The 15,444-nt window shown below is 72.0% G+C and carries 12 protein-coding genes and 1 pseudogene; 3 read left to right on the top strand and 10 right to left on the bottom strand.

Going from position 1 to position 15,444, the window contains the following annotated elements; genetic code table 11:
* Positions 1–64: 64 nt before the first annotated feature.
* The 6 genes from HDA30_RS00740 to rsmI form a co-directional block, all read right to left on the bottom strand.
* Positions 65–1,867: an ABC-F family ATP-binding cassette domain-containing protein gene (locus tag HDA30_RS00740; RefSeq protein ID WP_184240795.1), complete on the bottom strand. Its 1,803-nt coding sequence runs from the start codon at positions 1,865–1,867 to the stop codon at positions 65–67.
* Positions 1,868–1,962: 95 nt separating this feature from the next.
* Positions 1,963–2,964: a 4-(cytidine 5'-diphospho)-2-C-methyl-D-erythritol kinase gene (locus HDA30_RS00735; protein ID WP_158495481.1), complete on the bottom strand. Its 1,002-nt coding sequence runs from the start codon at positions 2,962–2,964 to the stop codon at positions 1,963–1,965.
* Positions 2,961–3,911 carry a 16S rRNA (adenine(1518)-N(6)/adenine(1519)-N(6))-dimethyltransferase RsmA gene (gene rsmA, locus HDA30_RS00730; RefSeq protein WP_184240794.1) on the bottom strand — a complete coding sequence of 317 codons (951 nt, stop codon included), beginning with the start codon at positions 3,909–3,911 and terminating at the stop codon, positions 2,961–2,963. The genes HDA30_RS00735 and rsmA overlap by 4 nt, the downstream gene beginning before the upstream one ends.
* A gap of 39 nt (positions 3,912–3,950) precedes the next feature.
* Entirely contained in the window at positions 3,951–4,988 is a 1,038-nt protein-coding gene (locus tag HDA30_RS00725) for a TatD family hydrolase (RefSeq protein ID WP_184240793.1), read from the bottom strand.
* A 91-nt stretch (positions 4,989–5,079) separates the two neighbouring features.
* The gene (locus HDA30_RS00720; protein ID WP_184240792.1) at positions 5,080–6,564 is read right to left on the bottom strand and encodes an NAD-dependent succinate-semialdehyde dehydrogenase; all 1,485 of its coding nucleotides are present in this window, start codon (positions 6,562–6,564) and stop codon (positions 5,080–5,082) included.
* Positions 6,565–6,721: 157 nt separating this feature from the next.
* Positions 6,722–7,630: a 16S rRNA (cytidine(1402)-2'-O)-methyltransferase gene (gene rsmI / locus HDA30_RS00715; protein ID WP_184240791.1), complete on the bottom strand. Its 909-nt coding sequence runs from the start codon at positions 7,628–7,630 to the stop codon at positions 6,722–6,724.
* Between the two features lie 76 nt (positions 7,631–7,706).
* Between rsmI and HDA30_RS00710 the strand changes: the two genes are divergently transcribed.
* Together HDA30_RS00710 and HDA30_RS00705 are read left to right on the top strand one after the other, a co-directional pair.
* Positions 7,707–9,293 (top strand): dolichyl-phosphate-mannose--protein mannosyltransferase, encoded by a 1,587-nt coding sequence (locus HDA30_RS00710; RefSeq protein WP_184240790.1) that lies wholly within the window; start codon positions 7,707–7,709, stop codon positions 9,291–9,293.
* A 104-nt stretch (positions 9,294–9,397) separates the two neighbouring features.
* Positions 9,398–11,203 (top strand): AMP-dependent synthetase/ligase, encoded by a 1,806-nt coding sequence (locus HDA30_RS00705; RefSeq protein ID WP_184240789.1) that lies wholly within the window; start codon positions 9,398–9,400, stop codon positions 11,201–11,203.
* A 70-nt stretch (positions 11,204–11,273) separates the two neighbouring features.
* Here HDA30_RS00705 and HDA30_RS00700 read toward each other — a convergent pair whose 3' ends face one another.
* The 3 genes and pseudogenes from HDA30_RS00700 to HDA30_RS10705 form a co-directional block, all read right to left on the bottom strand.
* Positions 11,274–12,341 carry a TIGR01906 family membrane protein gene (locus HDA30_RS00700; protein ID WP_184240788.1) on the bottom strand — a complete coding sequence of 356 codons (1,068 nt, stop codon included), beginning with the start codon at positions 12,339–12,341 and terminating at the stop codon, positions 11,274–11,276.
* A gap of 22 nt (positions 12,342–12,363) precedes the next feature.
* Complete coding sequence (gene ahcY, locus HDA30_RS00695; RefSeq protein ID WP_184240787.1) at positions 12,364–13,917, bottom strand: adenosylhomocysteinase; 1,554 nt, start codon at positions 13,915–13,917, stop codon at positions 12,364–12,366.
* An 88-nt stretch (positions 13,918–14,005) separates the two neighbouring features.
* Positions 14,006–14,218: pseudogene (locus HDA30_RS10705) on the bottom strand (DUF3499 family protein); the annotation flags it as partial.
* A gap of 91 nt (positions 14,219–14,309) precedes the next feature.
* Here HDA30_RS10705 and HDA30_RS00685 point away from each other — a divergent pair.
* Positions 14,310–14,774, top strand: coding sequence for a hypothetical protein (locus tag HDA30_RS00685; protein ID WP_158495472.1), 465 nt, complete (start codon positions 14,310–14,312; stop codon positions 14,772–14,774).
* Between the two features lie 4 nt (positions 14,775–14,778).
* Here the strand turns inward: HDA30_RS00685 and HDA30_RS10415 are convergent, their stop codons facing one another.
* Positions 14,779–15,327, bottom strand: coding sequence for a WhiB family transcriptional regulator (locus HDA30_RS10415; RefSeq protein WP_158495471.1), 549 nt, complete (start codon positions 15,325–15,327; stop codon positions 14,779–14,781).
* Positions 15,328–15,444: the final 117 nt, after the last annotated feature.

Raw genomic sequence — 15,444 nt, 5'->3', positions numbered from 1 at the left:
GACAGCCATTGTTCCACACGGTCGCGCCGCTCTCGTCGAGGTCGCCGCCGGCTCCGGGCGCACCCTATTCGGCCCGCTCCGCCGCCTCCAGCCACTGCTCCTCGGCCGTCTCGAGCTCCGTGTCGATCTCGTGCAGCCGCGCGGTCGGCCCGGTGACCTCGTCGAATCGCCCCTGCTGGCTGAGCTCGGCGATCTCGAGCTCGACGGCGGCCTTCTGCTGTTTCAGCCTCTCCATCTGACGTTCCAGACGCGCCGCGTCCTTGCGGGCCTGGCGCTGCTCGGCCGCGGACACCGCGGGGACGGTCGCGGCCTCGGAGTCACCCGTGCTGCCCGAGGCGGTCAACGGACCGGCCGCGGCGTCCATCTCCGCGCGCAGCGCGAGGTACTGCTCGACGCCGCCGGGCAGACCGCGCACCTTCCCGTCGCCGAGCAGGGCGACCTGGTGGTCGGTGACGCGTTCGAGCAGGTACCGGTCGTGGGAGACGACCACGAGCGTGCCGGGCCAGCCGTCGAGCAGGTCCTCCATCGCCGCGAGGGTGTCGGTGTCCAGGTCGTTGGTCGGCTCGTCGAGGAACAGCACGTTCGGCTCCCCCACCAGCAGGCGCAGCAGCTGCAGGCGTCGCCGCTCGCCGCCGGAGAGCTCCGCGACCGGCGTCCACTGCTTCTGCGTGCCGAAGCCCAGCTGCTCGAGCAGCTGTCCGGCCGAGAGTTCCCGGTCGCCCACCTGGAAACTCGTGCCTTCCCGGGCCATGACCTCGGCGACGCGCAGGTGTCCCACCTCGTCGAGCTCGGTCACGTCCTGCGTGAGCGTCGCGGTGACGACCGTCTTGCCGCGCTTCACCCGTCCCGCATCGGGCTGAATCCGTCCGTCGAGCAGCTTCAGCAGGGTCGACTTGCCGGCACCGTTGACGCCGACGACGCCCAGACGCTCGGCCGGGGCCAGCCGCAGGGTGACGTCGTCGAGCAGCGTCGTCTCCCCCATGCTCAGGCTCACGTCCTCCAGGTCCAGGACGTCCTTGCCCAGGCGGGCCGTCGCCATCTTCTGCAGGGACACCGAATCGCGCGGCGCAGGCACGTCCTCGATGATCTGGTTGGCCGCGTCGATGCGGAACTTGGGTTTGGACGTGCGGGCCGGAGCGCCGCGGCGCAACCAGGCCAGCTCCTTCTTGACCAGCTGCTGGCGTTTCTGTTCTGCCACCGCGGCCTGGCGGGCCCGCTCCGCGCGCGCGAGCACCCACGCGGCATACCCGCCGTCGTAGGGGTCGACCGTGGCATCATGCACCTCCCATGTGCGCGTGCACACCGTGTCGAGGAACCAGCGGTCGTGGGTCACGACGACCAGGCCACCCTCGGTCGGGCGCCAGCGGCCCTGCAGATGACGCGCGAGCCATGCCACACCCTCGACGTCGAGGTGGTTGGTGGGCTCGTCGAGGAACAGCACGTCGTGGTCGCCGGCCAACAGCCGGGCCAGGGCGACCCGCCGGCGCTGGCCGCCGGAGAGCCCCTGCACCGGACGGTCCAGGTCGAGGCCGACGAGCAGTCCCTGCAGGACATCCCGGATCTTCGCGTCCGCGGCCCACTCATGGTCCTCGGCGTCGCCGACGACAGCCTGCTTGACCGTGTGGGCCGGGTCGAGCTCATCACGCTGATCGAGGACGCCGACCTGCACGCCGCCGCGGCGGGTGACGCGCCCGTTGTCCGGCGGCTGCAGCCCCGCGAGGATGCGCATCAGCGTGGACTTGCCATCGCCATTGCGTCCGACGAGCCCGATCCGGTCGCCGGAGTCCACCCCCAGGGACAGCGAATCGAGCACGGTGCGAGTGCCGAAGGAGATGCCGATGTTCTCGGCGCCGAGCAGATGTGCCATGAGCGGGTGTCCGGGTCCTTTGCGTGTCGTCTCAGGGTCGTCAGGGTGTGTCGGGCAGGCATCGGCTCCGAGCGAGGCGGCCTGGAAGCCGGTGTTCAGAGCACCGTCGCGCCGTGCACGGGTCCGTGCACGGCGAGCGCCTCGGCGCCCGTGCGCTCCGTCAGGGCCGAGGCGATGCGCTCGGCCTCGATCGCGTCCCGGGCGACGAACAGCAGCGTCGGGCCGGAGCCGGAGACCATGCCGCGCAGCGCCCCCTCGTCGAGCCCCAGGTCGAGGGCGTCGGAGAGTTCGGGGTACAGCGCGACGGCCGGGGTCTGCAGGTCGTTGTCCATGGCCAGGGCCAGGGCCAGGGGGTCGCCCGAGGTCAGCGCGCGCAATGCGTCCTCGTTGATCTCGGGGGCGCCGTCGGGCGTGGCGAGGGTGCCTTCCTCACGCAGGCGGTCCAGGGCACCGAACACCTCGGGGGTGGAGAGCCCTCCCGCGGCCGGCACGAGCACCAGGTGCACCGGCGTGCGCGCGGGCACGGACATGACCTCCGCGCCGGTGCCCCGTCCCACGGCGGCGCCGCCGACGACCGCGAAGGGCACGTCCGCGCCCAGCTCGGCGGCGAGCTCGGCGAGCTCGGTCCGGGTCAGTCCCGTCTCCCACAGCGCCGAGCACGCGACGAGCGCCCCGGCCGCGTCGGCGGAGCCTCCGCCCATGCCGCCGGCCACGGGCACCTGCTTGGCGATCTCGATGTCCGCGCCGTGCAGGGCCGGGTCGAGGCCCACGCGCTCGCGCAGCAGCGTGGCCGCACGATGCGCCAGATTCGATTCGTCCCACGGGACGTCGGCGGCGGCCACGGCGCTGGAGTGCCGGTGGGAGGGACCCACGGTGATCTCCCCGTCCGCACGCCCGACGGCGGTGACGGTCTCGACCAGGTTCACGGCCAGGTAGAGGCTCGCGACGCTGTGGTAGCCGTCCTCGCGCAACGGCCCCACCCGCAGGGAGAGATTCACCTTGCCCGGCGCGGTGACGGTCACGTGACGGCGGGTCACGTCCAGATGCACGTCGGTGCGGTGCGCGCCGCCGCAGGCTCCGGCCTCGTGCTCGCTCATGCGTCCTCCTTCCCGTCGGCGACCCCCGCGGCGTCACGGTGGGCCGCGATCCGCGCGAAGTCCTCGATGCCCAGTGTTTCGCCCCGAGTGCTCGGTTCGACGTCTGCGGCGCGCAGGACCGCCTCGGCTCGGGCGGCGCCGCCGGCCCATCCGGCGAGCGCGGCACGCAGGGTCTTGCGACGCTGGGCGAAGGCCGCGTCCACGACCGCGAACACGTGCTCGCGGTCGACCGGCGCCGGGGGCGCGTCGTGCCGCGTGAAGGCGACCAGACCCGAGTGGATCCGCGGTGCCGGCCAGAACACGTGTGTGCCGATGACCCCGGCCTTGCGCACCCGGCCGTACCACGCCGCCTTGGCCGACGGCACGCCGTAGACCTTGGAACCGGGACCCGCCGCAAGACGGTCGGCGACCTCGTCCTGGACCATGACCAGGCCCGCACGCAGACTCGGCAGGTGCTCGAGAGCGTGCAGGAGCACGGGCACCGCCACGTTGTAGGGCAGGTTCGCCACGAGGGCCGTCGGCGGACCGTCGGCCGCGGCCGGACGTGCCGCGTCGAGCTGATCGCGCCTCAGGCGCAGCGCGTCGGCGTGGAGCACGGCGAGCGCGTCGGTGCGGTCCGGGCGGAATCCGGCGACCGTCTCGGGCAGACGAGCCGCGGTGAGCGGGTCGATCTCCACGGCGGTGACGGCGGCGGCGCGGTCGAGCAGCCCGAGGGTCAGCGACCCCAGGCCGGGGCCGATTTCGAGCACGTGGTCCTCGTCGGTCAGCTCGGCGGCGGCGACGATCCGGCGAATCGTGTTCGGGTCGATCACGAAGTTCTGCCCCCACGTCTTGGTGGGCCGCAGGTCCAGCTCCTCGGCGATGCGGCGCACATCGGCGGCGCTCAGCAGCGAACGCGCGGCGTCGCCGGCGGCCTCGGATGCGGGCGGGGCGGGGGTTCGGGGCATGGGGGCGATTGTATCCGCCGACACCCGAGGATTCGGGGCTCAGAACTCCCCGTAGACCCGGGCGGTGTTCTCGTCGATGCGGCGGGCCAGCTCATCGACCCCGACGCCGCGCACCTGGGCCATCAGGCGCAGGGTGTGCGGCACGAGATAGGGCGCATTGGGCCGGCCGCGGAACGGATGCGGGGTGAGGAACGGCGCGTCCGTCTCCACCAGGATCAGGTCTTCCCGCACGAGGGCCAGCGCCTCGCGCAGCTTGTCGTTGGCCTTGAAGGTCACGGGCCCGGCGAACGAGGTCATCCACCCGTGTTCGTTGCACGTGTGCGCCAGCTCGGGGCCGCCGGAGAAGCAGTGGAACACGACGTGCGGCGGCAGGCCGCCGTCCTGCTCTTCCTCCAGCAGGATCCGCACGACATCGTCGTGGGCGTCGCGGTCGTGGATCTGCAGGGCCTTGCCCAGGCGTCGGGCGAGTCGGATGTGCCACCGGAACGACTCGTGCTGCGCCGCGCGCCCCGATTCGCCGGTGCGGAAGTAGTCCAGTCCTGTCTCGCCGACGGCGCGCACGCGGGGGTGCTCGGCGAGCTCGGCGATCGTCGCCAGGGCGGTCTCCAGCTCTGCCGTTTCGGCGAGGCGGGCGGCGTCGTTCGGGTGGATCGCGACGGCGCCGAGCAGTCGGGGTTCGGCCTCGATCGCCTCGACCGTGAACCGGGCCGCCTCGACGTTGCATCCCACCTGCACGGCTCCGCGCACGCCGACGGCCTGGGCGGCGTCCATCGCCTCGTGGACGCTCACGCGCACCAGCCCGTCCCGGAAGCCCAGGTGGGTGTGGTTGTCGACGACCGGCACGGGCAGTGATTCGGGTGCCGGCGGGAACTCGAGCCGACGCTTGCGCCCGGACTTCTCCTCGGTTGCCTCGCGCGCGGCGAGCGGTGCCGGCCCCCCGCCCGTCGCCGAGTCGGGACGCGGACGGTACGCCGCCGGCGCCTGGTCCACGTCCGGGCTCGCGTCGCCGGCCGAACTGGACTCGGCGGGGGTCCGGCCGTGGTCGGGGCGGGGGCTGGTGGCTGCGGGGGTCGACATGCCCGTCAGACTAACGGCCGCCCTCCCTCGACGGAGAGGACGGCCGTCACGGTCGCGCCGCGGAGCGGCCCTGCACGGGTGCGCCCGATGATCAGCCCTGCGCGGCGAAGGGGTCGTTCACGGCGATGTACTGCAGCGTCGTGTACTCCTCGATGCCTTCGGCGCCGCCCTCGCGGCCGAGGCCGGATTGTTTGACGCCGCCGAACGGCGCCGCCGGATTGGAGATGACGCCGACGTTGTACCCCATCAGCCCGAACTCGATCTGTTCGGCGACGCGGTACATGCGGCTCGGGTCGCGGCTGAACAGATAGGAGGCCAGGCCGTACTCGGTGTCGTTGGCCATCTCGATGGCCTCCTGCTCGGTGGTGAAGGTCACGATCGGCGCGACGGGCCCGAAGATCTCCTGCGTCAAGATCGGGTTGTCCCTGGCGACCTTGAGTGCGGTCGGCTGGTAGAAGTAGCCCTCGCCCGCGACCTTCTCGCCGCCGGTGAGCACCTCGGCGCCGGCCGCCACGGCCTCGGTGACCAGAGCGTGGATGTCCTCCCGCGCGCCGTCGTCGATGATCGGGCCGAGCGTGGACTCCGGGTCGGTGCCGCGTGCCGGCGTGAGGGCTTCGAGCCGGGCCACGAACTTCCGGGTGAACTCCTCGGCCACGTCCTCGTGCACCAGGAAGCGGTTCGCCGCGGTGCACGCCTCTCCCATGTTGCGCATCTTCGCGTTGAATGCGCCCTCGACGGCCGCGTCGACGTCGGCGTCCTCGAACACGATCAGCGGGGCATTGCCGCCGAGCTCCATCGAGGTGCGCAGCACCGTCCCGGCGGCCGTCTCCATGAGCTTCTTGCCCACGGCGGTCGAACCGGTGAACGAGATCTTGCGCAGCCGCTCGTCCGCCATGATCGGCCCGGAGAGAGACGACGCCGAGGACCCGGCGACCACGTTCAGCACGCCGGCGGGCAGCCCGGCCTCCATCATCACCTGGGCGAACAGCTGCGTGGTGAGCGGCGTCAGCTTCGCGGCCTTGAGGACCATGGTGCACCCGGCGGCGACGGCCGGGGCCACCTTGCGGGTGGCCATCGCCAGCGGGAAGTTCCAGGGGGTGATGAGCAGGCACGGTCCGACCGGCTTGTGGTTCACCTGCATGCGCAGGGTGCCCTCGGGAGCGGTGAGGGTGCGGCCGTAGTGGCGGGTGGCCTCCTCGGAGAACCAGCGCAGGAAGCCGTTGCCGTAGACGACCTCGCCGCGGGCCTCGGCCAGCGGCTTGCCCATCTCGAGCGTCATCAGCAGAGCGAAGTCCTCGGCCCGCTCGTTGATCATGTCGTAGGCGCGGCGAAGAATGTCCGCGCGCTCGCGGGCCGGGGTCCGAGCCCAGTCGGCCTGCGCGGCGCAGGCCGCATCGAACGCGGCCGTGGCGTCATCCGAGTTCGCGTCCTGCAGGCTCGCGATGACCCGGCCCGTGGCGGGGTCCTTCACATCGAAGGTCTTGCCGGAGGAGGCTTCACGCCACTGTCCGTCGATGAGCAGTCCGGTCGGCACGGACTCGAGCAGGGCCTTCTCGCGCGCGTCGGTCACGGTCATGGGACACCTCTTCCTTGGTCGGTTCGTCCCCGCCGCGCCGCCAACGGCGTCGTCGGCCCTCGGATCTGCCGCGGACGGGGTCTGCTGTGGCGAATGATACTGATCCGACCGGCACCGCCCCACAGCCGCACGCCGGGTGCGGGCGCCCAGGTCGGTCTCAGCCGCGCCGAGAGCGCAGCACCGCGTCGTACAGCTCGCGGGCGCGCGCGCCGTGCGCTGCGGCCACCGTCGCGACGGCCTCCTTCATCCGCGTGCCGGAGGCCGTGAGCTGCTCGACCTCGGCCACCAGCTGCTCCTCCCCCGCCGGCTCGTCGGCCTGGGCCGTCGCCGGCCCCACCACCAGGACGATCTCGCCGCGGATTCCCTCGCCGGCCTCACGCTCACGCGCCCAGGCGAGGAGCGAGCCGGCGTCGCCGCGAACGATCTCCTCGTGCAGCTTCGTCAGCTCACGCGCCAGGCACACCGGCCGGTCCTCGCCGAGGGCTTCGGCCAACTCCGTCAGGCTCGCCGCCACCCGGCGAGGCGACTCGAAGAACGCGACGGTGCGCGGCTCAGCGCGAATCGCCTCGAACGCGCGCCGACGTTCGGCGGACCGACGTGGCAGGAACCCGTCGAAGGCGAACCGATCCGTCGGCAGGCCCGACAGGGCGATCGCCGTGGTCACGGCCGAGGGCCCCGGAGCGCAGGTCACCGTCAGCCCCTGTGCGGCCGCCGCCTGCACCAGGCGGTGCCCGGGGTCCGAGACCACGGGCATGCCGGCGTCCGAGACGACCACGATCTGAGCCCCGTGGCGGACCTGTTCGAGCAGTCCCGCCGCCGACGCCTGCTCGTTGTGCTCGTGGTGCGCCACGAACCGCCCCCGGGGGTGCACGCCCAGCTGATCGCACAGCCGCCGCACCGTCCGCGTGTCCTCGGCGGCGATCAGGTCGGCCTCGGCGAGCAGCGACCGCAGCCGATCGCTCGCGTCCTGGAGGTTGCCGATGGGGGTGGCCGCGAGCACGACCCGCCCCTCGCCGGGCGGCGCCGCGCGCGAGCTCCGGTGTGGCTGCGGTGTCCGATCCGGCATGGGCGGCCTCCTGGTGACGTGAACGGGTGGGGGTGCACGAGGGCGGGTCCGCCCCAGCGTAGGCCAGCGACGTAGCATGGCGGGCGTGCCCTTCTCCGCCTCCGTTCTGCGCCGCCGTCTCGACGTCGTCGAGCCGGCCCGCACACGCTGGCACTGGATCATCCCGCTGGCGGTGGCCGTGGTGGCCGCAGTGCTGCGTTTCACGCACCTGGACTTCCCCGACCGCCTGATCTTCGACGAGACGTACTACCCCAAGGACGCGTTCTCGCTGCTGCAGGTCGGTTACGAGCTCGACTGGGCCGACGACGCCGACGAAGCGTTCGCCCGCGGCGAGGCCCAGCCCCTCGACGAGGCCGCCTACGTCGTGCACCCACCGCTGGGCAAATGGCTGATCGGCCTCGGCATGCTCGTGTTCGGCCCGGACAACGGCTATGGCTGGCGCTCGGCCGCGGCCGCCGCCGGCACCCTCTCCGTGCTGCTGACGACCCTGGTCGCACAGCGGTTGTTCCGCTCGGTGTCGCTCGGCGCGGTCAGCGGTCTGCTGCTCGCGGTCGAAGGCCACCACCTCGTTCTCTCTCGCATTGGCCTGCTGGACATCTTCCTGTCCCTGTTCGTGCTCGCCGCCTTCGCCGCGCTGCTGAAGGACCGTGACGCCGGGCGCCGTCGCCTCGCGGACCGGCTGGCCGCCGCGAGCGCCGCGGCACCGGATCACGCGGCGCGGCGGCGTGCCCTGCTGTACGGGCCGGGGCTGGGCTGGCGCCCGTGGCGGCTGCTGGCGGGCGTGCTGCTCGGGGCCGCCTGCTCGGTGAAGCTCTCGGCACTGGCGTTCATGGCGGTGTTCGGCCTCATGACCGTCATATGGGACGCCCAGGCCAGACACGTGGCCGGCGTGCGTCGCTGGGCGCGCGCCGCGGTCGTGCGGGACGGGCTGTGGGCGTTCGTCTGCGTCGTGGGCGCCGGGGCGCTGACCTATCTGGCGTCGTGGACCGGCTGGTTCCGGTCCGCACGCGCCTACTATCGGCAGTGGGGCGCCCAGCACCCGCCCGAATCATGGTGGGAGGCGCTCGTGCCGGACGCTCTGCGTTCGCTCGCGCATTATCACGCGGAGTCCACGCGGTTCCACAGCGGGCTGCACAGCCCTCACGACTATGCCTCGACGCCGTGGTCCTGGCCGTTCATGGGCCGGCCCGTCAGCTATTTCTATGAGGGCCACGACCCGGGTGAGGGTCTGTGCCCGTCAGACGCGGCGGACCGCTGTTCCGCCGCGATCACCGACATCGCGAACCCGCTGCTGTGGTGGACGGGCCTGCTCGCCGTGCTGGTGTGCCTGGCCCTGTGGCTGCGTCGCCGCGACTGGCGCGCCGCAGCTCTGCTCGGCGCCTACGCCGCCGGTCAGGTCGTGTGGTTCCTGTGGCCGGAACGCACCATGTTCTTCTTCTACTCGATCGCCTACGAGCCGTTCCTCGTACTCATGATCGTGCTGACACTCTCACTGCTGCTGCGGCCTGGCCGACGGCCGAGCCCCCGGGTCGGTTCCGCGCTCGTGCTGGTCTACGTGGCGGCGGTCGTCGCGGTCAGCCTGTTCTTCCTGCCCGTGTGGATCGGCGAGCCCGTCGAGTACGGCCAATGGCGCTCGCGGATGTGGCTGCCCAGCTGGATCTGACGCACCGAACCCGCCACAAACGATCCCCCGCGCATGCCCATCCCCGGGGACCGTTCGCTAGGCTCGGGCGTGTGCATACACCCACCGCGTTGACTGAAGCGTCCATGCAGACGGCAGCCGAGCTCGCCGCCGACTCCAACATCACCGACCTGATCCTCTCGTCCTATGCCGAGGATCCGCAGGCGCCGGTGTACGCGGTGCGCAACGGCACCGGCGGCTGGCTCGACGTCAGCTTCGCCGCGTTCCTGGAGCAGGTGCGCGCGGCCGCCCGCGGCCTAATCGCCTGCGGCATCTCCCCCGGGGACAAGGTGGCGCTCTTCGCCGCCACCAGCTACGAGTGGGCCGTCATGGATCAGGCGGTCTGGTTCGCCGGTGGCGTGTCCGTGCCGATCTACGAGACCTCCTCGGCCCACCAGGTGCGGCACATCCTGACCGATTCCGGCACCGAGATCGTCGCGTACGGCACGGCGGCGCAGCAGAACGTCGTCGCCGAGGCCTGCGCCGACGGCGGCCCGCAGGTGCTGACTCTGCCTCTCGACGCCGCGGGGCTGGCGGCGCTGGCCGACGACGGATCGGACGTCCCGGACGAGCAGGTCGAGCTGGCCCGGAGCACGGCGACCCTCCAGGACACCGCCTCGATCGTCTACACCTCCGGCACCACCGGTCTGCCCAAGGGCGCGAAGATCACGCACGGCAATCTGGCGCTCGGCACGGTCAACATCCTCCCCTACGCCCACGAGATCGTCGGTTATGGCGTGGACGCGACCACGCGCACCCTCATGTTCCTGCCGCTGGCGCACGTGCTGGCACACGCGGTGCAGGTCATCTGCCTCTATGCCCGCATCCAGGTCGCCCACTGCTCCTCCATGGCGCAGCTGACGGCGGACATGGGGTCCTTCCGACCCACCTGGCTGCTGGCGGTGCCGCGCGTGTTCGAGAAGCTCGAGGCCGGGGCGGCCGCCTCGGCGGAGGACGCGGGCAAGGGCTCCGTTTTCCGCGCGGCCCGCGCGACGGCCATCGAGTACTCCGAGGCCCTCGAGGCCGCGGCCCGTGGCGAGTCGTCGGGACCGTCACCGTGGCTGCGCGCCCGTCACGCCCTGTTCGACCGTCTGGTCTACACGAAGATTCGCGACATCATGGGCGGTCAGGTGCGCTATGCCGTCTCCGGCGCCTCCGCCCTGGCTCCGGACCTGGCACATTTCTTCCGCGGAATCGGCGTCGAGATCAAGGAAGGCTACGGGCTGACGGAGACGACCGCTCCGGCCACCGTCAACGTTCCGGGGGCGACCCGCCTGGGCACCGTCGGGCTCCCCATCCCGGGCACCCGCGTGCGCATCGCCGAGGACGACGAGGTGCTCATCTCCGGGCCCATCGTGTTCGGCGGGTACCACGCCCAGCCAGAGGCGAGCGCCGCCGCCCTCGACGAGGACGGGTTCCTGCGCACCGGCGACCTGGGCTCCCTCGACGAGGACGGATACCTGCGGATCACCGGCCGCAAGAAAGAGCTCATCGTGACCGCCGGCGGCAAGAACGTGTACCCCACCCCCATGGAAGAGGGTCTGCGCCGCCACCGCCTGGTGCATCAGGTCGTGGTGGTCGGCGAGAACCGTCCCTACGTGGGGGCCCTGCTGACCCTCGATGAGGCGGAGCTGCGCCGCTGGTGCCAGGACCGGGGCCGCCCGATCCTCTCGATGGCCGAGGCCGCGGAGGACCTCGATGTCCGCGCAGCGGTCCAGGACGCCGTCGACGCTGTGAACCGGAACGTCTCCCGCGCCGAGTCGATCCGCCGCTTCCTGATTCTCGACCACGAGCTCACCGAGGCCTCCGGGCACGTGACCCAGTCGATGAAGCTCAAGCGTGCGGCGGTGCTGGACGACTATGCCGAGGACATCGGGCGGCTGTACGCCTGAGCGTTCGGTTCGCGGTCCTCGGCGCCCTCCACCTCGTGCCGACGCCGAAGCCCGGCACCGATGCCACGGCTCAGCGCCGTCGTGCCAGGACCCGCTCAGCGCGCAGCTGCATCAGGTGGTCACGGCGCCGCCGATCCCGCTCGCGGCGGCGCCGGGTCGGGGCGCAGCAGATCAGCGTGAGCAGTGCCGTCAGCAGACCCGAGCCGGCCAGGACGAGGGCGGCGTCGATCCAGAACCGGCCCGGGTAGAGCCGGATCAGCCCGTCACTGGCGGCGAAGGTCCAGGTTCCCTCCGCGAAGAACAGGGCGTGGAAGCCGGCGAAGAGCGCCTCCCAGCCCAGCACACCGGCCACAGCCAGTACGAGCAGGGCCACGAGCAGCCACACGGCACCGGCGAACAGGGCCCGGCGCACGCCGCCCGGACTCGTACGCGCCAGATAGGCCAGCAGCGCCAAGCACAGCAGACCCAGGACGGCTCCGATGGACGTGGTCACCAGCATGACGGCTTTGACGTCGTCCATGTGGGAGATCTCCGCCTCCGACAGCACGGGGACGCCCTGCCAGCGCAGGTCCGCCAGATACCGGGGCGGCGCGAGGTTGAACAGGTAGTCCAGACCGGCGGAGCCGTAGTGCATGCGGTCCGAGGTGGAGAACCCGTAGGGGTCCGCAGGGAAGCCGGGACGGTGGTATTCGAGCCACAGGAACACCGGAGAGGCGACCATCCGCACCAGGCCGACCAGCAGCACCAGCGGCGCGAGCACCGCCAGCAGCACCTGCGCGACACGGGGGCCGCCGCGCGGCAGCCGGCCTGCGTCGAGGCCCGCGTCGGTCTGTGACGGCGTCGTGGCGGGCGTCGTTCGCGCGAACGGATCACGGCGAGCGGAGACCCGGTCCAGCGGGCGCGTCTGCTGCTCGTCGGCCGAGAGGCCCGCGCCCGCACCCTTGCTGTCCCCGCGTTCCTGCTGCACCCTGTCCTCGCGTTCCTGCTGGGCAGGGGCCGTCTGCGACTGCCCCCTCGCGGCCCGTCCCTCGGCGTCGGCCCGCCGGATGGCGGCGAGATCCTCGGCACTGAAGGCCTCGGTCCGAAAGCCGTGGTCCGCGGCCGAGACCGCCCGGCGGCCCGGGGTGCTCGCGCTCATGCCGTCCTCGCTTCCTGGGTGTTCAGTAACGGTAGTGGTCGGCCTTGTACGGGCCCGCCACATCGACGCCGAGGTACTCGGCCTGGCTCTTGCTCAGCTCCGTGAGCCCGACGCCGAGGGCGTCCAAGTGCAGACGCGCGACCTTCTCATCGAGCACCTTCGGCAGCACGTACACCTGGTTCTCATAGGTCTGCGCGGTGAGGGCACCGGTGCCTCCCGACGCTCCGAACAGCTCGATCTGGGCCATCACCTGATTCGTGAACGACGCGCTCATCACGAACGAGGGATGCCCCGTCGCGTTGCCGAGGTTCAGCAGGCGGCCCTCGGAGAGCACGATGATCGAGCGCTCGGCCTCGGTGCCCGCATCGAACGTCCATTCGTGGACCTGCGGCTTGATCTCGGTCCTGCGCACCCCCGCGACCGCCCCGAGGCCGGCCATGTCGATCTCGTTGTCGAAGTGTCCGACGTTGCCGACGATGGCCTTGTCCTTCATGGCGAGCATGTCCTCGGCCATGATGATGTCCTTGCCGCCGGTGGTGGTGACGAAGATGTCGCCCTCGGACACCACGTCCTGCAGCCGGGCCACCTGGTAGCCGTCCATGGCGGCCTGCAGCGCGCAGATCGGGTCAATCTCGGTGACGATCACGCGGGCTCCCTGGCCCCGCAGCGCCTCCGCCGCGCCCTTGCCCACATCGCCGTACCCGCACACCACGGCCACCTTGCCGCCGATCAGCACGTCCGTGGCGCGCATGATGCCGTCCGGCAGGGAGTGCCGGATGCCGTATTTGTTGTCGAACTTGGACTTCGTCACAGCGTCGTTCACGTTGATCGCCGGGAACAGCAGTCGGCCCTCGGCGGCGAGCTGGTAGAGGCGCATGACGCCGGTGGTGGTCTCCTCCGAGACGCCGCGCAGACGCTCGGCGCTGCGGGTCCAGTGCTGCGGGTCCCGCTCGAGGGAGCGGGCTAGCATCGCCAGCACGATGCGGAACTCCTCCGGGTCGTCCTCGGTGGGGGCCGGCACCGCGCCGGCGGCCTCGAACTCGACGCCCTTGTGGACCAGCAGGGTGGCGTCGCCGCCGTCGTCGAGGATCATGTTCGGGCCGCGCTCGGGGTCCTGGTCCGCACCGGGCCACGTCAGGATCTGGGAGGCGGTCCACCAGTAGTCCTCGAGAGACTCGTTCTTCCAGGCGAAGACGGGCACACCGGCCGGCTTCTCGGGCGTGCCCTCCCCCACGACGACGGCCGCGGCCGCCTCGTCCTGCGTGGAGAAGATGTTGCACGAGGCCCAGCGCACCTCCGCGCCGAGCGCGGTGAGGGTCTCGATCAGCACGGCTGTCTGGACCGTCATGTGCAGCGAGCCGGCGATCCGGGCGCCCTTGAGGGGCTGGGACTGTCCGTACTCCTCGCGCAGCGCCATCAGGCCGGGCATCTCGTGCTCGGCCAGGCGGATCTGGTGCCGGCCGGCCTCGGCCAAAGAGAGGTCCCGGACCGCGAAGTCGAATTCAGCACCGGGAACGGTGGCGCGGTTCGCGAAATCGGTGCTGTCGGCGGGCGTGCTCACGTGGGTCGAAGTCATGCCCCCAAGAGTACCGATGCGACTGCGCCCGACGGCGGCCTCACCCGGCGGCGGGCCCTCAGCCGGGGTCGGCCTCCCGCATGGGGTGCTCATAGGACTCCGGAAGCGGCAGCCGCAGGACCTCCCAGCCGCGCGGTGCCGTGATCGTCCGGGCGTGACCGACGCACAGGTCGTAGGTGTGCGGCTCGGCGCGCCCGGCCAGCGGGCCGATGACGACCGTCGAGTCCGCATAGTTGTACGTCAAGGTGGCCATCGCTGGCTCGGGGCACCCTGTCTTGCTGCATCGGCGCGTGGAGGTCACGGCGCACCAGCCTACTCGCTGCGCCCCGCTCTCGCCCTGCGTCGACGCCGTGCGGGGCTGCCGTCGCCCCCGGTGACCTACCGTGGGCGCCATGACCGATGCCCACCGCGCCACGTCCAGCCCGCCCGTCGACTCCCGGCGACTGCGCGACCGCCACGGGCGCGGCATGCGTCACCCCCTGCCACGGGGCGTGCGGGCCCGACGGGGGCGCGCCCCGGCGATCGTGCGCGCCGTCCGCGAGGCGGTGGACCGGCTCGGCGCGCTCGGCCGCCCGGAGCTGACCGGCACGGCAGTGCAGGTCCAGCGGATCCCGGACGCACCGGACGCCCTCGTGGCGCGCCTGCGCGCGGGGGACCGACCGGAACGCCCGGAGCTGTGGGCTCAGGCGCGCATCGTGGACGCGCGCCTGGTGGTGACGGTGCACGAGCGCGCCCTGCGCGGCTTTGACGCCCCTGTCGATCTGGTCGGCACGGTCTACGCGGCGCTGCTGCTGGCCTGCGCGGACGCGCTCGGGGTGGATCCCGAGGACCTCGACCCCGCGTGGGTCGACGGGTGAGGTCTCAGCCCTGAAGCTTGCGGAGTCGACGACGCTCCCGCTCGGACAGCCCGCCCCAGATGCCGAAACGCTCGTCGTTCTGCATGGCGTAGTCCAGGCACTGGGACCGCACGGTGCAGGAGGCGCAGATCTTCTTGGCATCCCGCGTGGAACCGCCCTTCTCCGGGAAGAACGCCTCGGGGTCGGTCTGGGCGCACAGCGCGTCCACCTGCCAGGCGAGCTCGCCTTCGATCTCGGCCAGCGGCTGGCTCAGCGCCTCCCAGATGCTCGACTGGGCTTCGGAATGCTCGGGCGCGGTCGGCTCGGACGGGAAGAGCGCGGTGACCGTGGCGTCGCCACGAGCGGAGGCCGGCGCCTCAGACGACTCGGCGTCATGGCGGGCGAGCAGGGCCGTGGCCTGATCCTCGAGCGAGGTCCGTCCCGGAAGCTCAGACCCGTCAGACCACCCCGGCGCCGCCGGATCGAGGAACCAGTCGGCGGGGACGGAACGGGTGGCGAGGCCGCCGGACTGCGACGGAGTGCCGGGCTCCTCCGCGCGCTGCGTGTTCTCCATGACGAGACCTCCCGAAGGCGGGACGAAGTGTGGGCGTGGGGGCTGCGTCGCCGATTTCGGCGGGGGCTCACGGTGCGCGCCGCAGCCGAGTGGACCGAAGGCCGTGCGGACCTGACG

The sequence above is a fragment of the Micrococcus cohnii genome, from assembly GCF_014205175.1.
GTDB lineage: Bacteria > Actinomycetota > Actinomycetes > Actinomycetales > Micrococcaceae > Micrococcus > Micrococcus cohnii.
This window is presented reverse-complemented; position numbering and strand designations above follow the sequence as displayed.